Genomic DNA, 18,704 nt, shown 5'->3' on the forward strand with positions numbered 1-18,704 from the left:
ATGAGGATTTTTAGCCCCAAACGATACGTTGCCTCGGTCGATCGCATCGACCTTGATACCCTGTGGGCCGACGGCAAACGCGCCATTCTGCTCGATCGCGATAACACTCTGGTGCCGCGCGACACCGAGCAGGTTCCCGCTGCGGTTTCCGCTTGGCTCGACGCCGCCCGCGCCAAAGGCTTTAAGCTGTGCATGGTGTCCAACAACTGGCATCGCGATCAGGTCATGAGCTCTGCACGCGAGCTGGGACTCGAGGCCATCAGCCACGCCATGAAGCCGGCGCCGTTTGCCTTGAAGGCGGGTCTTAAGCGCCTCGGCGCCACGGCAGACGAGGCGGTGCTGATCGGCGATCAGCTGTACACGGACGTGTGGAGCGGTAACTTTGCCGGCGTTGACACTATTCTGGTCAAGCCGCAGGCAACCCAGGACCTGTGGTACACGCAGATCTTCCGTATCTTTGAGCGCCGGGCCCTGCGCGACCTTCCCTGCGAGGAATAGGTTTCGCCATGTCTCAGCACATCAAACACGGCTGCGACCATATTTTCTTTATCGGCTTTTTGGGCGCGGGCAAATCGACGCTCGCGCGCAACGTCGGCACTATGTTCAAGCGGCGTTTTATCGATACCGATCGTTTGGTTGTGCGTCGATGTGGCAAGTCGGTGACCGAGATATTTGAGACCGAGGGCGAGGATCGTTTTCGCGAGCTTGAGACCTCGGCACTCCGTTCGCTTCAAAGCGAGCGCAGCCTGCTGGTGTCGTGCGGGGGTGGCATCGTCGAGACGCCGGTGAACATTGAACTGATGCACGAGATGGGTACATGCGTGTACCTCGAAGGCGACTTTGAGGACTCGTTGCGCCAGATTCGCCGTTCTGATACCCGGCCCGATTTCCGCTCGCCCGAGCATGCTGCGCGCCTGTTTGAGCATCGCCGTCCGCTGTATCGCCAGGCCGCCGATATTACCCTTGATATTCGCAACAAGTCCTTCGAGGACGTTTCCTACCTTTGTGCCGAGATGCTTTTGGAGCGTGGACTGCTATGATTCGCCGTCAACTGATCAATTTCCAAAACCGCAGCGTCGATGTCCGTGTCGGATTGGGCGCGTTCGATGAGCTGCCGCGCATGTTTGCCTCGGTTGTGGGCAAGCCTAAGCGCGCGATGGTGGTTTGGAACGACGCCACATCCGAGCGTTTTGGCGAGGTCGTCGAGCATGCGCTGGTCGACGCCGGCTTTGCCGTGTCGCTGCTCGTCCTCGAGGTTTCGCCTGCCGGTGCTACGCTGGTCGATGCCGATACCGTCTTTGGCGCCCTGTCGGCTAATGGCATTACCTGTGACGATCTCGTTGTCGCTGTCGGCGACACGGCGACCTGCTCAGTCGTTTGCTGGTGTGCCAATCAGTGGTGCGGTCGCACCGAGTGCGCCTTGCTGCCGACGACGTTCGACGCCATGCTCACGGTCGCGACGACCATGAAGCCGCTCGTCGCCTCGTCGGAGAATGCGCTTCCCGCTATCGCGTTTCGTCCCGAGCCGGGCTTGGTCGTGTGTGACCTCGACCTTGTTCGCGCGGCGGACCCCGAGGACCTTAAGCTCGGTTATGCGGTACTTGTTGGCACCATGCTTTCGAGCAGCAAGTCCCGCTGGAATCAGTTTACCGAGACCGTCCCCGAGATTCTCGCGGGCGAGGAGGTCGCGCTCGTCAATGCCGTTCAGTGGTCTCAGACTGCACGTAAGGACGTACTGATGGCCACGAACCCGAGCGCCCGTCATGCGCTCGATTTTGGCAAGACGGGGGAGCGTACCCTGCGCGCCTGCTTGGTCGATGCCGCGTCGCAGGTCCCTGTCTACCAGCTGCTGTCCGAGGGTATGCGCTTTGAGGCGCGCCTAGCACATGATGCCTGTGACTTCGATATCGATTACGTCTTTGAGGTCGATGACTGCCTGGAGGACTTTGGTATCGAGGAGCTTGCCTTCGATCTGGAGCCTGCCTCATATATCGAGGAGTTCCGCAGGCAGCAGTTTGTCCGCTCGAACCGCAGCATGTTGCCGCTGCCCGCGGCGCTCGGCGCCATTCGTCTAACGAGCGTTGAGGACGAGGTTCTCGACCGCCATGCTCGCGCATACTTGGCTTCTCGCAAAGAACTTCTCTAGGATTTATTGACATACATCGTCTTTCGTATCATGTTGAGGGGCGGGTTTCCAATCGGTTGCGTATCGCGCGCGATTCCGTCGTTCGGTTGAGACCCGTTCCGTCTTTATAGAGACAACAAGAAAGGAATCTGCATGTCAGAGTTTGCTGCCGGTCCCGCCGGTCGTATCGAGCGTGTCCGTGCCCTGATGGTTGAGCGTGGCTACGACGCTATCGTGGTGCGCGACGAGGCCAACCTTCGTTGGCTTACGGGCGTCAAGGGCGTCTTCGATTACACCTTCGAGTTCCCGCATGCTGCGTTTATTACGGCCGACCAGTGCCTGTTCCATACCGACTCGCGCTATCTCAACAGCTTTGAGGAGAACACGCCCGCCGGCAGCCCCTGGGTTTACGACATGGACGAGGGCACCATCTCCGGTTGGGTCGCCGGCAAGATCGCGGCCAACAAGTGCCGCGTCTGCGCTGTCGAGGACGACATGCAGATCAACTTCTACCAGGGTATCCAGCGTGGCTTGGAGGATCGTTCCGTCGCCTGCATGTTGCCGCTGATGCATGACGACATTCGCAAGATGCGCGCCATCAAGGACGCCGAGGAGATCGAGCTCATGCGCCATGCGCAGTCGATCACCGACACCGCCTTCCAGCACATGCTCGGCTATATTAAGCCCGGTATGACCGAGAAGCAGGTTCGCAACGAGCTCGAGAACTATATGTTCGCCAACGGCGCCGACAGCCTGGCCTTCGGCTCCATCGTGGCGAGCGGCCCCAACACCGCCAACCCGCATGCCGTCCCGAGCGACCGCGTGATCGAGAAGGGCGACTTCGTTCTCATGGATTATGGCGCGGGTTATTGCGACTACCGCTCCGACATGACTCGTACCGTCGTGATGGGCGAGCCCACGCAGGAGCAGCTCGACTTGTACGCGCTCGTGCGCCGTGCGCACGAGGAGTGCGTCGCCGCCATCCATCCGGGCGTCGAGGGCAACGACATTTTCAAGCTTTCCAAGAAGATCATTGGCGATGCCGGCTATGGCGATTACTACAACCATGGTCTGGGCCACGGCGTGGGCATTGACATCCACGAGCTGCCCAACTTCAACCGCAGCAAGAATATCATCGAGGTCGGCTCGGTTATCACCATGGAGCCCGGCGTCTACCTGCCCGGCGTGGGCGGCGTGCGCCTGGAGGACTACGGCGTGGTCACCGAGAACGGCTACGAGCCCTTCACCAAGACGCCGCATGACCTTCACGTCATCGATTGCTAGTCTACTTCGGTAGATAGTTTGGGGCGGGGCCTCCGGAGCAATTCGGACGCCCCGCGTTCTCTTTTTATGCGCTCGCTGCAGGCGCCGTCTGCAAGTGTATAATTTCGCTCGTATGTAATTTGGACGCTTGTGCGTTCTGCCCATAACAAGAAAGGTCGCTATGCCTACCATTTCTACCGCCGACTTCAAGAACGGCCTCGGTCTCCGCATTAAGGACAAGGTCTACACCATCGTCGAGTTCCAGCATGTCAAGCCGGGCAAGGGCGGCGCGTTTGTGCGCTACAAGACCCGCGACATCAAGAGCGGCCGCGTCGTCGAGAACACCTGCAACGCCGGCACCAAGTTCGAGAGCGTCATGCTCACCACCCGTGAGTTCCAGTACCTCTACAACGATGGCACCGACTACATCTTCATGGACAACGAATCCTATGAGCAGGTTCCCGTTCCCGAGGACATGGTGGGCGAGAACTCCAAGTGGCTGCGCGAGAACGACATCTGCCAGCTGCTCTTCGCCGACGATGAGCTCATGGGCGTGACTCCGCCGATGTTCATCGAGACCACCATCGTCCAGACCGACCCGGGCTTTAAGGGCGACACCGTCCAGGGTTCCACCAAGCCGGCCACGATCGACACCGGCGCTGTCATCCAGGTCCCCATGTACCTCAACGAGGGCGAGGTCATTAAGGTTGACACCCGCGACGGCAAGTTCGTCTCCCGCGTCTAGCAACCAACTCTTCTAGGAGGACTCATGCCCCAGGAAATCAAGATTGACGGCATCGGCATTTCGCCCGATGTTCTGACCGCCATCGTCTCGCGCGCCGTGTCCGATGTCGAGGGCATCGCCTCCGTTGGCGTCAAGGACCTTGCCACCAACCTTGTCTCCATGATGCTCTCGTCCAAGGCCCCGGCTTCCGAGCCGGCGGTCGAGGCCGAGGTCGTCGGCGACAAGCTCGCGCTCACCGTGCGCGTCGTGGTGTTCTTTGGCTATCCGTTCAAGAAACTCGCCGAGGCCGTTCGCGCTGCCGTGGTCGCTGCCATCGATGCCCAGGTGGGCGTTGAGGTCGAGCGCGTTGACGTTTGCATCGACGGCCTCGTTTTCCCCAAGGAGTAACCTTTGAGCCTTAAGGTTTATCGCGGGCGTACGCTTGCCCGCAGTCAGGCGCTGCAGCTGCTGTTTCAGGCCGAGGCCACGGACAGCCCGCTCGAGCGCGTCCTCGAGGGCGATTTCCTGATCTCGAAGGGCCCCCTCGACCCCTATGCGCTGGAGCTGTGCCGCGGTGCCTACGAGCATATCGATCGCATCGACTGTGCCCTGCGCGCCGTCGCCAAGAACTGGGATCTTATGCGCATGCCCGGCGCCGACCGCAATTTGCTGCGTATCGCCGTCTACGAGATGCGCTTCCTTACCGACGAAGAGGTCTCGGACGCTATCGTGATCAACGAGGCCGTCGAACTTGCCAAGGCCTATGGCACCGACCAGTCCGCGTCGTTCGTCAACGGCGTGCTGGGCAAGATCGCGCGCAGCGAGGAGTTGCCGGGCGAGGACCTGTACCAGGAACTGCTGGCCGAGGATCGTGCTCGCGAGGAGGCCCAGGCTGCCGAGGCTGCCGCTAAGGTTGCGGTTGCTCAGGCTGAGGCTGGCGTGCTGGCCGAGGATGCGGACGCCGCCGAGGCTGTCGTCGACTCCTTCGAGGAGTAGTCATGCCAGAGGGTTCTGTCCGCAACTTTGACGAGATCTCGGACCGTCTGGATCAGATCATCGCTACCGTTCGCTCCAAGGATACGTCCCTGGAGCGTTCGCTCGATCTGTTTGACGAAGCGATTGAACTGGGTTCCCGCGCGGTCGATATGGTCGACAAGTTTGAGCTGACGCCGCGTGAGGCCGACAAGCTCGAGCAGGAATACGATGAGGATGCGGCAAACGAATCCCAGGATAGCTAGGCCGCATCTCCGGATACGAATGGTTGATGGCATTCATGAAACGCGTGCGTCTCGATGACGAACTGATTTCACAGGGCATCTGCGCCGATCGCGCGGATGCCCTTCGCACTCTTATGGCCGGGTTGGTTTCGAGCGGCGGTGAGCGTTTGACCTCTCCGGGGCTCAAGGTGACGCCGGGCCTGCCGCTGCACGTTAAGGGGCGCATTCCGTACGTTGGGCGCGGCGGCCTTAAGCTTGAGGGTGCGCTCGATGCGTTTTGTATCGATCCCACGGGCCTTACCTGCCTGGACGTAGGCTGCTCTACTGGCGGCTTTACCGATTGCCTGCTCAAGCGCGGTGCCGCCACGGTCGTTTCGGTCGACGTGGGCCGTGCCCAGTTTGATTGGTCGCTGCGCCAAGACGATCGCGTGACGCTCCATGAGCGCACCAACGTGACGCAGCTGCCCGAGCTCGGCTATGAGAGCGCTATCGACTTGGCTGTGTGCGACGTGTCGTTTACCAGCATCGCGAACATCATCGATGCGGTGCTGGCTTGCCTGACGCCTATGGGTTCGTTTTGTACGCTGGTAAAGCCGCAGTTTGAGGCTCCGGCGGCGCTGGTGGGCGAGGGCGGTATCGTGACCGACCCCGCCGTGCGTGTCGACACGCTCGTTGCGGTCATCGAGCTGTTTGCCGCGAAGGGATTGTTCCCGGTCGATGTGTGCGTGTCGCCCATCCATGGCGCCAAGGGCAACGTTGAGTTTTTCCTGTACGGCACGAGGTTTGCCCCCGGCGAGCGCTCGAATGACGAGCTGCAAGCCCAGGTATCGGCTTTGAGCGAGAAAGCGGCAACGCTATGAAGGTCTTTCTGGTTCCCAATTACTACAAGCAAGAGGCGGTCGAGAGCGGCCTGATGCTCGAGCTCTGGCTGACGCGCCAGGGCTACGAGGTCGCATGGGCGGCCGACCAGCGCTCCAAGATTCAGAGCACGCCCGATGTTGACGATGCCGACCTGGTCATTACGCTCGGCGGCGACGGCACGCTGCTGCGCGCCGCCCGCATTCTCAACTACCGTGAGATTCCCATTTTGGGTCTTTCCTATGGTCACCTGGGCTTTTTGACGGCGGCCAGTCCCGAGGAACGCGACGTTTTGCAGGTTGTGAGCGATGCCCTGTCCGGTGAGCTCCACGTGAGCCGTCGCGCCACCATCGCCGCAGATATCGTTTCCGTGCGCGAGGACGGCACGAAGGACGTCGTGCGTTCGTTCGCCCTTAACGACATGGCGCTCACGCGTGGGCCCCTGTCCGATATGGTCGAGTTCGACATCACCGTGTCGGGCCACCATATCGACCGCTTGCGTGGCGACGGTGTGGTCGTATCGACGGCGACCGGCTCCACCGGCTATGCGCTTTCAGCCGGTGGTCCCATCGTAAGCCCCGATTACACGGGTATGGTTTGCGTGCCCATCGCGCCGCACACCATTCAAGCTCGCGCCTTTTTGACCTCGCCAAGCGATGTCGTCGAGATCTTTATGTCTGACGACCGCCCGAGTGTGCCTGCCATCGCTATCGACGGACAGTTTATTACCTGCGACGGCACGGTCGAGAGCGTGGCCGTGCGTCGCGGTCCCGGCGATGTGCTGTTGCTCGACTATGGCCCCGAAAGCTTCTATAACTCGGTGAGTCGCGTATTCTACGGAGTTCGTCATGATCGATGAGCTGCAGGTTTCAAACATTGCACTCATTCGCGAGGCGACGCTGGTGCCCAGCACAGGCCTAACGGTTTTGACTGGCGAGACTGGCGCCGGCAAGACCGCGCTGCTCTCGGCGCTTAAGCTTATTTTGGGCGAGCGTGCCGATTCGTCGACCGTGCGCGAGGGCGAGGCGCTTGCGAGCGTCGAGGCTCGCCTGTTCGATGGCCCGCACGACGCGGAGGGCTTCACCGTGCAGCGCAGCCTTTCTGCCGAGGGCCGCAGCCGCGTCAAGATTGACGGCCGCATCGCCAGCGTGCGCGAGCTTTCCGAGCGCGTCGGCGTGATGATGGATCTTTGCGGCCAGCACGAGCATCAGCGCTTGCTCGATCCGGCGCATCATGTTGCTATGGTCGATGCCTGGGCTGGTCGCTCTGCGCTCGAGGCGCTGGAAAAGTACCGTGCCTGCCTTAAGGCGTCGCGTGCGGCTGTCAAGGAGGTCCGTCGCGTAGAGGAGGCGTCGCGTGCGCAGGGGAGTCGCGTCGAGGAGGCGCGCTTCGCCCTGGAGCGTATCGCCGAGGTCGACCCCAAGCCGGGTGAGTATGAGGAGCTCGAGGAGCTGCTGCCGCGCTCCGAACATGCCGAGGTACTGGTTGCCACAGCTAACGATGCCCATGCATCGCTTGCTGCCGAAGGGGGAGCGCTCGATGCCGTGAACGGCGCCGTGGCAGAACTGTCGCGCATGGCTACCGTCGATCGCAAACTGGGTGTCATCGCCGACGCACTTTCGGATGCCTGCATCTCACTCGAGGATTGCGCCAACGAGCTGCGTGCTTATCGCGATGGCGTTGCGTTCGATCCTCGCGAGCTCGCTCGCATGCGCGAGCGGTATTCCGACCTCAAGGGCCTGCTGCGTCAGTGGGGTCCCACCATGGACGATGTATTTGCCATGCGTGACCGCTCGCGGGAGTTGTTATCGCTGGTGGACGATGGTGACGAGCAGATTAGGAAGGCACGCGAGGCACTCGGCGCGGCGGAGCACGAACTGTTCGCCGCCGCCAAGGCGCTTAAGCGCGCGCGCAATACGGCAGCCCCGCGTTTTTGCCACGAGGTGGGTCGTCAGATGGCACGCCTCGAGATGGGCGGCGCTGAGCTGGTTTGGGAGTCGCGTGATCTTCCGCGTGCCGAGTGGACGCCGGTGGGGCCTTCGAGCTACGAGCTTTTGTATCGCAGCGGCGCCGGATTGACGCCGCGTCCCTTGCGCCGCATTGCGTCGGGCGGCGAACTGAGCCGCGTTATGTTGGCGAGCAAGGTTGTCCTCGGTAATGCGGACGGCGTCGACACGCTGGTATTTGACGAGGTCGATGCCGGTGTCGGTGGTTCCACGGCTCGTGCTCTTGCTGGCGTGCTGGCCGATCTTGCCGCCACGCATCAGGTCATCGTCGTAACCCACCTGGCGCAGGTTGCGGTCATGGCCGACAAGCATTACGTGGTCAGCAAGGAGCCAGGCGACGTTCCTCAGACGCATCTGGACGAGGTGACTGGGGACGCCCGTACCGCAGAGATCGCTCGAATGCTGAGCGGCGATCAATCGGAGGCAAGCCTGGCGCACGCCAGACAGATGCTGGAAGATGCTCGAGGTTAGAACGACCCGGTGGTGTTGGGGGGCAAAATATCAGTAATTCTTGCCTCGCTACTTGTCCGTCTGGCCCGACCGTCAAAAAACTATGTCGGTTTACTACGATGAATCGGCATAGCTCGAGCACGGCTAAAATTGCAAAAAGAAAACCGCAGGTAGAAAGCCTGCGGTTTTCTTTAACAATGCGATGTGATTGCATGTTCCGATTTCATCGTAGTAAACCGGCATAGTTTTGTGGGAACGGCACATAACGTCCCCCGCTAAAACCTACTCTACGACCTTATCCGGTTGAATGAGCTCCTCGTAGTAGCTGATGTGCTCTCGGGCGTCCTCGATTTCGGGCAGCAGGAAGTTGTAGATGACCTCGATGATCATCGTGGCGCTCATCTTGGAGAACGCGAAGTCGCCCGTTGTCAGCAGCGCCTCGTGATTGACGGTATTAAAGGTGTAGTCGGCTAGGCGCGCAAGTGGAGACTTGCTGTCACTGCTGATGACGACCACGGTGGCACCGCAGTCGCGAGCCGCTTTTGCCATGCGATTCAGACGGCGCGACTTGCCGGAGTTCGAGATCAGCACGATAACGTCGCCGGGGCGCAACGTGAGCGCGAAACCAATCGAGGTCTCGCTGATGGTGCTTGCCATGCAGCGAAGGCCCAGCTGCGAAAACTTAAACGTCGCGTCGAGCGCAACGGCGTTGGTGTTGCCTACGGCCGCAAACTCAATAACGCCCGCATTCTTTAACGCGTGTACAACGGCCGTTAGCGTATCGTGGTCAATCCCGTCGATGGTCGCGTTAAGCTCGCTGACCTTGGCAGCCAAGATATTTTTAAGGCTCTGCTCCATGTTGTCGAGCGAGACCTCGTCGGTCAGGCCCTCGTTGCGCTGACTCTCCAAGTCGCGTGCCAGCGAAAACTGAAAGCTGCGGAAGCTGCCAAAGCCCAGCTTGCGGCAAAAGCGCGAAACCGTCGCCTCGGACGTGGCGGCGGCTCGTGAGAGCTGTGCGGCCGTCAGGCGCGGCGCCTCGGACTGGTGCTCCAATATATAGTCGACAATGCGCTGCTCGGATCCACTATATCCCTGATGAGTGCTAATAAGGGAGAGCGCGCTCTTGCTGCTATCGGTCATGGATGGCTCCTGGTTGGCATGAAAATTGGACTCGTTTTTCAATGCCATAGTATACGGGCATTTTCAATTACAAGATACACCTTGCCGTTTCAAGTGTTGATGGTAAACTTTCACCTACCGTTTACGGTTATGAAAGAACCTTTCACCGGAGAATTGGGACATTTTCCTTTCCGCGAAAGCGCTGGGTTGGTATCTTTCAGTTGTGGAAAAGCGCGCAAGGACGCGCGTGTAGGGGAGCGCCTGCGGGCGCAGTACTCAAGAAGGAGGGACACATGGCTAAGTTTGACATCATCGCCGCCACCGGTTGCCCGACCGGTATCGCGCACACCTTCATGGCGAAGGAGGCGCTGGAGAAGGCAGCTGCCGAGCGCGGTCTGACCATTAAGGTCGAGACCCATGGCCAGGTCGGTGTCGAGAACGAGCTCACCAAGAGCGAGATCGCTGGTGCCAAGGCCGTTGTCGTCGCAGCCGATAAGGATGTCCAGGCTGAGCGTTTCGCCGGTAAGCCCATGGTTTCCGTCGGTGTTTCCAAGGCCCTGTCCGTCGAGGCCGCCGGAAAGCTGATTGACCGCGCGCTCGCCGCCAAGGGCGACGATACGGTTGCCGCTGCCGCCGATGTCGAGGACGAGGTCGAGGAGAAGGAGTCCATCGGCCATGTCATCTACAAGCACCTCATGAATGGCGTCAGCCACATGCTGGTCTTCGTCGTCGCCGGTGGTGTTCTGACCGCCGTTTCGTTCCTGTGGGGCATCACGTCCTTCGATTCGACGGCTGCCGACTACAACAGCTTCGCCGCTATGCTCAAGATTATCGGCGGTATCGCCATGAACCTCATGGTTCCGGTGCTTTCCGCCTACATCGCCGAGTCCATCGGCAAGCGCCCGGCGCTCGTCCCCGGCTTTGTTGCCGGCATGATCGCCATCCAGGGTCTGCCCGTTAACGCCGATACCGGCATGATCGACGCCGGTGGCGCCGGTGTGGGCTTCGGCTTCCTGGGCGGCATCGTCGGCGGCTTCCTCGCTGGCTATGTCATCCTGCTGCTCGAGAAGGTCTTTGCCGGTCTGCCCAAGAACCTGGACGGCCTCAAGGCTATCTTCCTGTACCCGCTGTTCTCGACTGCCATCGTCGGTCTGGTCATGCTCGGCATCTCCGGCCCCATGGCTGCCATCAACACCGCCATGATGGACTTCCTCAAGGGTCTGTCTGCCTCTGGCGCCGTTGTCCTGGGTCTTGCTATCGGCTGCATGTGCGCCTTTGACATGGGTGGCCCGGTTAACAAGGCTGCTTACGTCACCGGTACGGCTATGCTCACCGAGGCCCTGGCCGCCGGTGTTGGCACCGAGACCTACAACTTCGGCACCAACTTCATGGCTGCCGTTTCCGCCGCCTGCATCGTTCCGCCGCTGATCACCACCTTCGCCGTCGTCGTCGGCAAGAAGTACTTCAGCCAGGAGGATCACGACGCCGGTGTCGTCAACCTCATCCTTGGTTGCACCCACATCACCGAGGGCGCCATTCCGTTCATGACCAAGAACATCTGGCCCGTCATGCCCATCATGATGCTCGGTTCTTCCATCGCCTCGATCCTGACCATTATGTTCAACGTTCATGATCCGGCGCCTCACGGCGGCTTCCTGGTCCTGCCCGTTGTCGAGAACGGTCCGCTGTGGGTCCTCGCGATCCTCATCGGTGCTGTGGTCGGTGGAATCTTGTTCGTGGCCTTCAAGAAGTTCGACTTCGAGAAGAACCAGAAGGCTGCCCCTGCAGCCAAGCCGGTTGAGGCCCCCAAGGCCGCTGCTGTCGAGGCTCCCAAGGCCGAGGCTGCCGACTTCGTGAAGGTCGAGAACGTCTTTGTCGCCGAGGACTTCGCTTCTCGTGACGAGGCCCTGAGCTTTGTCTCCAACCAGGCTGTCAAGGCCGGTATCGCCGGCGACGCCGACGCCGTGATGAACGCCTTCCTGGCCCGCGAGGCCGAGGGCACCACGGGCATGATGGAGGGCTTCGCCATCCCGCATGCCAAGTCCGACGCTATTACCGAGGCTGCCGTCATCGTCGTCAAGGACGAGTCCGGCGTGACCGGTTGGGACACCATGGACGGCGCTCCCGTCAACGTGGCCATCGCCCTGCTCATCCCGGGTGCTCAGGCTGGCACCACACACCTCAAGATCCTGTCCAAGGTCGCCGAGGCACTCATGGACGAGGACTTCCGTGCCACTGTCAAGGGTTCCACCGACGCCGCCGAGATCGCCAAGACGATCAACGCCCGCCTGGTTTAATCCAACAGCCAGCGAATAATATCGCCCCCTGTAACAAAGGCGGAGACCCTTACCAGGGTCTCCGCCTTTTTCATGCCCTTCTTTTAATTTGCGGTGAAATAAGGACTGTTTAACTGTCTCAACCCAAGATTCAGTCCCTATTTCACCGCAAGTTAGAAGAAGGGGATAGCGTGGCCTGTCTATCGGATCGTCCGTACGGACAAATATTCAGCCAGAATTCCGTTCGCACGATATTGCTCTGGACCGACCGAGTTTCTGCAGCTTGCCTGCCGGGCGGGGCGGTTATGTTTGTCGCGAGTTCCGCACGCAAAGGAAAGCACTTAATGTGCTTTCCGTCTTGCGCAGGACTGTAGAGCAGCAAACTTAACCGCCCCGCCCGGCAGACGAACGTACAGGAACGACATCTGTCCAACAATTCGTGCGAAACACAATGAAAAACCGTTTGATGTGAGTTAATATAAACAACGTCGTGAATCTGACTCCTGCCGCATACACGACAGGGGTTAAACACAAAAAGGAGTCAATTATGGTTTCTGAGAAGGCTACCCTCGTCAATCCGCAGGGTCTTCACATGCGTCCGGCTGGCCTCTTCGCCTCCACCATGGGCAAGTACGCCTGCGACGTGACGGTCGTCACCCCCGAGAAGGAGGTCAACGGCAAGTCCCCGATGGCCCTCATGGCTGCTGGTATCCCCTGCGGTACCGAGGTCGAGGTCAAGTGCGACGGCGCCGACGAGGCCGAGGCTCTGGCTGCTGCCATCGAGCTCATCAAGAGCGGTCTTGGCGAGTAGAACTCAAACGGGTCGCATGTTGAACAATTAAGTTCATACTTGGGGGCGCAGTGACCTGCATCAAGGTAGCTGCGCTCTTTTGTCATGGATATGGCAAAACGCTTTATCACATGGCACGGAGAGAGGAATGGGAATGTATCAGGGAGTCAACGCATCCGAGGGCATCGGAATCGGCACCGTCATGGTCGCCGTCGATCCCGACTTGACGTTTGAACCGCACGAGGTCGCTGATTCGGCAGCAGAGAAGGAGCGCTATCAGACCGCTCTTTCGGTCTTCTGCGAGAAGACCCAGGCTCAGGCCGACCACATGAAGGAGACGGTGGGCGAGGCCGAGGCCGAGATCATGAGCGGACACATTGTCCTGGCTCAGGACCCGGGCATGACCGACGCCATCAACGCCGCCATCGACGGCGGCACCTGCGCCGAGCAGGCGCTCATGGACACCTCGACCATGTTCGAGAACATGTTCCTGTCCATGGACGACGAGATGTTCCGTCTGCGCGCGGCCGACATCGCCGACATCCGCACCGGTATTCTGGCCGAGCTGCTGGGCAAGGAGGTCGTCGACCTCTCCGTCCTGCCCGAGAACACCGTCGTTGTCGTGCACGACCTTACGCCGTCCATGACCGCCACGATCGATAAGGCCCACGTTGCCGGTATCGTCACCGAGACCGGTGGCCGCACGTCGCACTCCGCGATCATCGCGCGCGCCCTCGAGATTCCGGCCGTCCTTTCGGTCTCTAACAGCTGCACCGCCCTTCGCAACGGCATGACCGTCGTTGTCGACGGTGGCAAGGGTGTTGTCGAGGCCGATCCCGACGAGGAGACGCTCGCTGCCTACACCGCCAAGGCCGAGGCCTTCGCTGCCGAGAAGGCAGCCCTCGAGGCCTTCCGCGGCAAGCCTTCTGTGACTGCCGACGGCATCAAGAAGATCATCGCCTGCAACATCGGTAACCCCGATGACGTGCCCAACGCGCTCGATCACGATGCCGAGGCCATCGGTCTGTTCCGCTCCGAGTTCCTGTTCATGGACTCCGCTGAGCTTCCTTCCGAGGAGGAGCAGTTCAACGCCTACCGCAAGGTCGCCAGCGCGCTCAAGGGCGCTCCGGTCATCATCCGTACGCTCGACGTGGGCGGCGACAAGGAGATTCCGTACCTGCACATGGTCAAGGAAGACAACCCCTTCATGGGCTTCCGCGCCGTGCGTTACTGCCTGGCCAACCCCGATCAGTACAAGGTCCAGCTCCGCGCCCTTCTGCGCGCCAGCGCCTTTGGTGACGTCAAGATCATGATCCCGCTCGTCACCTGCGTCGAGGAGGTCGTGGCCGTCAAGGAGCTCGTCGAGCAGTGCAAGGCTGAGCTGACCGAAGAGGGCCGCAAGTTCAACGAGAACATCGAGGTCGGCATCATGGTCGAGACGCCTGCCGCTTCGCTGCTCGCTGACCGCCTGGCCGAGGTGGCCGACTTCTTCTCCATCGGCACCAACGACCTGATCGGCTACACCATGTGCGCCGACCGTGGCAACGACACCATTTCCAACCTGTACCAGGTGTACTATCCCGCCGTGCTCCGCTCGCTCAAGAACATCATCGAGAGCGGCGTGAAGGCCGGCATCATGGTCGGTATGTGCGGCGAGGCCGCTGCCGATCCGCTGCTTGAGCCGCTGCTGATCAGCTGGGGCCTGGAGGAGTTCTCGATGAGCGCTCCGTCCATCCTGCGCGCCCGCAAGACCATCAGCCAGTGGACCAAGGCCGAGTGCGACGAGCTCGCCGAGAAGGCGCTCGCCTGCAACACCGCCGCCGAGGTCAAGGCACTGCTCGAGTCCGCAGCTCGCTAATTTGGTATCAGAGGTAACCGCGTGGTTGGAATGGGCCGGCCACGCGGCCCTCACATATACAGGGGGTACTGTAAATGTTCTACACGCTAACCGCTAACCCGGCTGTCGACATGACGGTTTCGAGCTCTCCGCTCGAGCCCGACGAGAACGTCCGCACCGGCTCGGCCAGCTACACCGCCAACGGCAAGGGCCTCGACGTGTCCTTCGCCTTTAAGAAGATGGGCGTCGACACTGTCGCGCTCGGCTTCTTCGCCGGCTTCACGGGCAAGTTCATCGTCGAGGAAGTCATGAACCTGGGTTGCCTGTGCCGCCCGGTCTGGACCGACGGCATCACGCGTATCAACACCTACGTCAACGATGGCCAGCACGAGTACGGCATCCTCAACCCCGGTGCTCCTATTACGCCGCAGCACCAGGAGGAGCTCTACAACATCCTGGACACCGCGGGCGATCTTGAGTGCCTGATCGTCTCTGGCTCCGTGCCTCCCAAAGCTACGCCCGACTTCCTGGCTCAGGTCATGGAGCACGCTCAGGCCCGTGGCGCCGACGTCGTCCTGGACCTTTCTTCCGACAAGCTCAAGGAGCTCGCTCACAAGAAGCCGCTGCTCATCAAGCCGAACCATCATGAGATGAAGGCCATCTTCGGCGTGCCGGTCGACACCGACGACGAGGTCCGAGTTGCCATGAAGCTGGCTCACGAGGCCGGCGTCCAGAACGTGCTGCTCACCCGTGGTAGCCGTGGCGACGCTTACTTCTCCAACGGCGAGGACATCTGGTACGCCAAGCGTGAGTTCAACATCAAGCTGGTTTCTTCCGTCTGCGCCGGCGACTGCACCCTCGCTGCGTTCCTGCACAAGTGGTACAGGGATCGCGACAACGTCGAGGAGGCCATGAAGCTCGCTATGGCCACCGGCGCCAACGTCGCTGAGTCCGTCGGCATCGGCGACTTCGGTCACGTTGACGAGTACAGCAAGCGCGTTGCCGTCCGTAAGCTCGATCGCAAGTAAGCGAAACGCGACATATTCGTGTGCATGCGGCGTCCCGGTTTTGATCGGGGCGCCGTTTTTTCGTTGGAAAAGTGAGATGAAACCGCCCTTCACCGCTTCCACACCGTTCGCCGAGTTGTTGTAGCCTTTTGCCGAAGCGTGGAATATACTTTCATTAACACGTTGCTTCGTGAAAGGAACATTCATGATTTACACGCTCACTGCAAATCCCGCCATTGACTACAACATCTCCTGCGATGGCCTGTCCGCCAATACCGTTACGCGCACCCGTAACGCGGTCTACACCCCCAACGGCAAGGGTCTCAACGTCTCGTTTACGCTCGACCACTACGGCGTCGACACCACGATCCTGGGCTTCTTCGCCGGCTTCTCGGGCGAGTTCATCGTTAAGGGCGCCGAGGCCCTGGGCGTGCCCGTCAAGCCCGTGTGGACTGACGGTATCACGCGTGTCAACGTGTTCCTCAACGCCGGTCCCGACACCGAGTACAACATGGTTAATGCCGGTGCCGCCATTAACGAAGCCAACGAGCAAGAGATGTTTGAGCTCATCGATTCGCTTGACGACATGACCTGCCTGGTCATTAGCGGCTCGCTGCCCCCCAACACCTCCGAGGGCTTCCTTGCCGAGGTCCTGCGTCGAGTGAAGGCGAAAGGCGCCGAGTTCGTGCTCGATATCTCGAGCCATCAGCTGGCCGACCTCATTGCTATGGAGCCGTTGCTCATTAAGCCCAACGACGACGAGCTGCTCGACATCTTTGGCATTAAGGTGAGCGGTGGCGACGACGAGTCCGTCAAGGGCGCTATGGCCGAGCTTCATGCCAAGGGCGCCAAGAACGTGCTGCTGACCCTGGGTGGCGCTGGAGCGTACTTCTCTAACGGCGAGCACATCTGGTTTGCCAACCGTACCTTTGAGGTCAAGCTGCTGTCGACCGTCTGCGCCGGTGACTCTTCGCTGGCCGCCTTCCTGTCCGTGTGGCACGACGCCCCCGAGCGCGTCGAGGACGCCCTGCGCCTCTCGATGGCCACCGGCGCCAACGTGGTCGAGTGCCCTGGTCTGGGCGACTTTGCCAAGGTCGATGAGTATCAGAAGGGTATCGCCATTCGTCAGGTCTGCTAGTTCCGGCACCTTGCCTGAATAATTCGATTAATTCGCATCCGTCTTAGACCAGGACGGATGCATTTTTGTTTATCGGACTTGCTTGTGCAGTAGAGGCCGTTTCTTGCTAGACTTCTTGCAGATGCAATCGATAACCAAATTGATAGTCGCAGGAGGTCATAGGCATGTGCAATGTTTCGCTTAACGGTACGAAGCCGACCGATGCCTCCATCCGTGTCCTGCGTGCGCTTGAGGCAGCCGGTCTTGAGGCTTGGTACGTGGGCGGTTGGGTCCGTGATGCCCTGATGGGGCGCCCCAGCCACGATGTTGACATGTGCTGCAGCGGCCTGTGGCAGGAGTCCAAAGCGGCGCTCGAGGCGGCTGATATTGCCGTGGTTGAGTCGGGCATCAAATTTGGCGGCATCACGGCTATTTGCGATGGCGAGCGTATTGAGGTCACCACGTACCGCCTGGATGGTTTTTATACCGACGGTCGTCATCCCCAGAGCGTGGAGCGTGCGGCGTCGCTTGAGGACGATCTGGCGCGTCGTGACTTTACCGTTAACGCTATGGCCTGGCATCCCGAGCGCGGTCTTGTCGACCGCTACGATGGCCAGGGCGACCTGAAGCGTAAGCTCATCCGCGCTGTTGGAGATCCCAAGCGTCGTTTTAACGAGGACGCGCTTCGCATGCTGCGCGCGGTGCGTTTTGCCTGCCGTCTGGATTTTATGATCGAGCCTAGGACCAAACAGGCACTTGCCGAGTGCGCGCCGCTGCTCGATGCTGTGGCGCGCGAGCGCGTGGGCATTGAGCTCGAGGGCATCCTTTCGACGGGCCACGGGGGAGACGCGATGCTGCGCTACCCCGAGCTTGTTTGCGCCGCCGTGCCCGAGCTCGCGTCCGCTCGCGGGTTTGATCAGCGCAGTGTCTATCATGCGTTTAACGTCTACGAGCATATCGCCCGCGTGCTGACGGTGGCAGGGGAGCTGGCGCTGTGCGACGGCGTCGCGCCCTCGTCGAGCCTTATGTGGGCGGCGTTTTTGCACGACGTTTCCAAACCCGAGTGCTTTACGGTCGATCACGACGGCAGCGGACACTTCTATGGTCATCCCGAGCTCGGCGCCAAGAAGGCGCGTGTCATCATGGATCGCCTAGCGCTCTCGCACGATTTGGTGCGCGATGTGTGCCTGCTGATCAAATACCATGACAAGCCGCTGCGCCCCGAGCGCTCCTGCCTGCTCAATATGATGCGCGCGCTTTCGGGCGAGGGTGTCGATACGCCGCGTCTGATGGACGAGCTCATGGACCTTAAGCGTGCCGACACGCTCGGCAAGGCGCCCTCGTGCTTCTATTACGTCGAGACGATCGAGGAGATGCGTACGCTCGCCCACGATCTGCTGCAGGCGGGGGAGCCCTATACGCTCAAGATGCTTGCCATCAATGGTGGCGATCTGATCCGCGCCGGCGTCAAGCCGGGGCCGGAGCTGGGGCAGCTTCTCAACGCTGCCCTCGACGCCGTGATCGAGGACAACATCCCCAACAACCGTGAAGCCCTCCTGGCTCATCTCAACTTGAACTAGCTAACCAGTTGACCTGCGCGTTCCATAACCTGCCGACAATTTTTTCGGCAATTTGGAATTTCTTCTTGCGCTGATGTTTTTTGTCCCGTAATATATTTCCTCGCAGCACGGCAGTGCAGATGTCATGTGGCCCGTTCGTCTAGCGGTTTAGGACGCCGCCCTCTCAAGGCGGAGATCACCAGTTCGAATCTGGTACGGGCTACCACTTCTTTTCTGCTGAGGCTTATGGCCCGTTCGTCTAGCGGTTTAGGACGCCGCCCTCTCAAGGCGGAGATCACCAGTTCGAATCTGGTACGGGCTACCATGAATCTGAGACCCGGACTTCCCACGGAAGC

Annotated in this window: 18 protein-coding genes and 2 tRNA genes; 19 read left to right on the forward strand and 1 reads right to left on the reverse strand. The window is 60.5% G+C overall.

The features are described from left to right. The 11 genes from DXD24_RS07065 (at position 1) to DXD24_RS07115 (ending at position 8,664) form a co-directional block, all read left to right on the forward strand. Positions 1-498, forward strand: coding sequence for a YqeG family HAD IIIA-type phosphatase (locus tag DXD24_RS07065; protein ID WP_117646451.1), 498 nt, complete (start codon positions 1-3; stop codon positions 496-498). Between the two features lie 8 nt (positions 499-506). Next, positions 507-1,040 carry a shikimate kinase gene (locus DXD24_RS07070; RefSeq protein ID WP_099431675.1) on the forward strand — a complete coding sequence of 178 codons (534 nt, stop codon included), beginning with the start codon at positions 507-509 and terminating at the stop codon, positions 1,038-1,040. Beyond that, complete coding sequence (locus tag DXD24_RS07075; protein ID WP_117564120.1) at positions 1,037-2,146, forward strand: hypothetical protein; 1,110 nt, start codon at positions 1,037-1,039, stop codon at positions 2,144-2,146. The genes DXD24_RS07070 and DXD24_RS07075 overlap by 4 nt, the downstream gene beginning before the upstream one ends. A 132-nt stretch (positions 2,147-2,278) precedes the next feature. Beyond that, positions 2,279-3,409 (forward strand): Xaa-Pro peptidase family protein, encoded by a 1,131-nt coding sequence (locus DXD24_RS07080; protein ID WP_117646452.1) that lies wholly within the window; start codon positions 2,279-2,281, stop codon positions 3,407-3,409. Positions 3,410-3,569: 160 nt separating this feature from the next. Beyond that, positions 3,570-4,133: an elongation factor P gene (gene efp / locus DXD24_RS07085; RefSeq protein ID WP_006233983.1), complete on the forward strand. Its 564-nt coding sequence runs from the start codon at positions 3,570-3,572 to the stop codon at positions 4,131-4,133. A gap of 24 nt (positions 4,134-4,157) precedes the next feature. Continuing rightward, entirely contained in the window at positions 4,158-4,520 is a 363-nt protein-coding gene (locus DXD24_RS07090; protein WP_006233982.1) for an Asp23/Gls24 family envelope stress response protein, read from the forward strand. A gap of 3 nt (positions 4,521-4,523) precedes the next feature. Then, positions 4,524-5,108 (forward strand): transcription antitermination factor NusB, encoded by a 585-nt coding sequence (nusB, locus tag DXD24_RS07095; RefSeq protein ID WP_117564118.1) that lies wholly within the window; start codon positions 4,524-4,526, stop codon positions 5,106-5,108. A 2-nt stretch (positions 5,109-5,110) separates the two neighbouring features. After that, positions 5,111-5,350 (forward strand): exodeoxyribonuclease VII small subunit, encoded by a 240-nt coding sequence (locus DXD24_RS07100; protein WP_006233978.1) that lies wholly within the window; start codon positions 5,111-5,113, stop codon positions 5,348-5,350. A gap of 35 nt (positions 5,351-5,385) precedes the next feature. Then, entirely contained in the window at positions 5,386-6,189 is an 804-nt protein-coding gene (locus DXD24_RS07105; RefSeq protein ID WP_117564158.1) for a TlyA family RNA methyltransferase, read from the forward strand. Continuing rightward, entirely contained in the window at positions 6,186-7,046 is an 861-nt protein-coding gene (locus DXD24_RS07110; protein WP_117564117.1) for an NAD(+)/NADH kinase, read from the forward strand. The genes DXD24_RS07105 and DXD24_RS07110 overlap by 4 nt, the downstream gene beginning before the upstream one ends. Continuing rightward, positions 7,036-8,664, forward strand: a complete 1,629-nt coding sequence (locus DXD24_RS07115; protein ID WP_117646453.1) for a DNA repair protein RecN — start codon at positions 7,036-7,038, stop codon at positions 8,662-8,664. Before DXD24_RS07110 ends, DXD24_RS07115 begins: the two co-directional genes overlap by 11 nt. 261 nt (positions 8,665-8,925) lie before the next feature. Here DXD24_RS07115 and DXD24_RS07120 read toward each other — a convergent pair whose 3' ends face one another. Next, positions 8,926-9,783 (reverse strand): MurR/RpiR family transcriptional regulator, encoded by an 858-nt coding sequence (locus DXD24_RS07120; protein ID WP_117655428.1) that lies wholly within the window; start codon positions 9,781-9,783, stop codon positions 8,926-8,928. A gap of 272 nt (positions 9,784-10,055) precedes the next feature. On the opposite strand from DXD24_RS07120, the gene DXD24_RS07125 reads away from it, so the two are divergent. From DXD24_RS07125 to DXD24_RS07160, 8 genes are all read left to right on the forward strand, one after another. Continuing rightward, positions 10,056-12,059, forward strand: coding sequence for a fructose-specific PTS transporter subunit EIIC (locus DXD24_RS07125; protein ID WP_117564114.1), 2,004 nt, complete (start codon positions 10,056-10,058; stop codon positions 12,057-12,059). Positions 12,060-12,585: 526 nt separating this feature from the next. Continuing rightward, entirely contained in the window at positions 12,586-12,849 is a 264-nt protein-coding gene (locus DXD24_RS07130; protein WP_022094575.1) for an HPr family phosphocarrier protein, read from the forward strand. A 133-nt stretch (positions 12,850-12,982) separates the two neighbouring features. Next, positions 12,983-14,686, forward strand: a complete 1,704-nt coding sequence (ptsP, locus tag DXD24_RS07135) for a phosphoenolpyruvate--protein phosphotransferase (RefSeq protein ID WP_117564113.1) — start codon at positions 12,983-12,985, stop codon at positions 14,684-14,686. A 74-nt stretch (positions 14,687-14,760) separates the two neighbouring features. After that, positions 14,761-15,693 (forward strand): 1-phosphofructokinase family hexose kinase, encoded by a 933-nt coding sequence (locus DXD24_RS07140; protein ID WP_055250439.1) that lies wholly within the window; start codon positions 14,761-14,763, stop codon positions 15,691-15,693. A gap of 184 nt (positions 15,694-15,877) precedes the next feature. Then, positions 15,878-16,810: a 1-phosphofructokinase family hexose kinase gene (locus DXD24_RS07145; protein ID WP_117564111.1), complete on the forward strand. Its 933-nt coding sequence runs from the start codon at positions 15,878-15,880 to the stop codon at positions 16,808-16,810. A gap of 164 nt (positions 16,811-16,974) precedes the next feature. Beyond that, on the forward strand, positions 16,975-18,369 hold the full coding sequence (locus DXD24_RS07150; protein WP_117564110.1) for a CCA tRNA nucleotidyltransferase: 1,395 nt from the start codon (positions 16,975-16,977) through the stop codon (positions 18,367-18,369). 128 nt (positions 18,370-18,497) lie between these two features. Further along, a tRNA-Glu gene (locus DXD24_RS07155) sits at positions 18,498-18,574 on the forward strand. Between the two features lie 22 nt (positions 18,575-18,596). After that, positions 18,597-18,673: transfer RNA gene (locus tag DXD24_RS07160), tRNA-Glu, on the forward strand. The last annotated feature ends 31 nt before the right edge of the window (positions 18,674-18,704 follow it).

The organism is Collinsella sp. TF12-2AT, from assembly GCF_003436735.1.
Taxonomy (GTDB): domain Bacteria; phylum Actinomycetota; class Coriobacteriia; order Coriobacteriales; family Coriobacteriaceae; genus Collinsella.

Excerpts from the sequence above, each read along its gene's own strand:
- DXD24_RS07065 (WP_117646451.1), top strand. The coding sequence starts at position 1 with ATGAGGATTTTTAGCCCCAAACGATACGTTGCCTCGGTCGATCGCATC.
- DXD24_RS07070 (WP_099431675.1), top strand. The coding sequence starts at position 507 with ATGTCTCAGCACATCAAACACGGCTGCGACCATATTTTCTTTATCGGC.
- DXD24_RS07075 (WP_117564120.1), top strand. The coding sequence starts at position 1,037 with ATGATTCGCCGTCAACTGATCAATTTCCAAAACCGCAGCGTCGATGTC.
- DXD24_RS07080 (WP_117646452.1), top strand. The coding sequence starts at position 2,279 with ATGTCAGAGTTTGCTGCCGGTCCCGCCGGTCGTATCGAGCGTGTCCGT.
- efp (WP_006233983.1), top strand. The coding sequence starts at position 3,570 with ATGCCTACCATTTCTACCGCCGACTTCAAGAACGGCCTCGGTCTCCGC.
- DXD24_RS07090 (WP_006233982.1), top strand. The coding sequence starts at position 4,158 with ATGCCCCAGGAAATCAAGATTGACGGCATCGGCATTTCGCCCGATGTT.
- DXD24_RS07100 (WP_006233978.1), top strand. The coding sequence starts at position 5,111 with ATGCCAGAGGGTTCTGTCCGCAACTTTGACGAGATCTCGGACCGTCTG.
- DXD24_RS07105 (WP_117564158.1), top strand. The coding sequence starts at position 5,386 with ATGAAACGCGTGCGTCTCGATGACGAACTGATTTCACAGGGCATCTGC.
- DXD24_RS07110 (WP_117564117.1), top strand. The coding sequence starts at position 6,186 with ATGAAGGTCTTTCTGGTTCCCAATTACTACAAGCAAGAGGCGGTCGAG.
- DXD24_RS07115 (WP_117646453.1), top strand. The coding sequence starts at position 7,036 with ATGATCGATGAGCTGCAGGTTTCAAACATTGCACTCATTCGCGAGGCG.
- DXD24_RS07120 (WP_117655428.1), bottom strand. The coding sequence starts at position 9,783 with ATGACCGATAGCAGCAAGAGCGCGCTCTCCCTTATTAGCACTCATCAG.
- DXD24_RS07125 (WP_117564114.1), top strand. The coding sequence starts at position 10,056 with ATGGCTAAGTTTGACATCATCGCCGCCACCGGTTGCCCGACCGGTATC.
- DXD24_RS07130 (WP_022094575.1), top strand. The coding sequence starts at position 12,586 with ATGGTTTCTGAGAAGGCTACCCTCGTCAATCCGCAGGGTCTTCACATG.
- ptsP (WP_117564113.1), top strand. The coding sequence starts at position 12,983 with ATGTATCAGGGAGTCAACGCATCCGAGGGCATCGGAATCGGCACCGTC.
- DXD24_RS07140 (WP_055250439.1), top strand. The coding sequence starts at position 14,761 with ATGTTCTACACGCTAACCGCTAACCCGGCTGTCGACATGACGGTTTCG.
- DXD24_RS07145 (WP_117564111.1), top strand. The coding sequence starts at position 15,878 with ATGATTTACACGCTCACTGCAAATCCCGCCATTGACTACAACATCTCC.
- DXD24_RS07150 (WP_117564110.1), top strand. The coding sequence starts at position 16,975 with ATGTGCAATGTTTCGCTTAACGGTACGAAGCCGACCGATGCCTCCATC.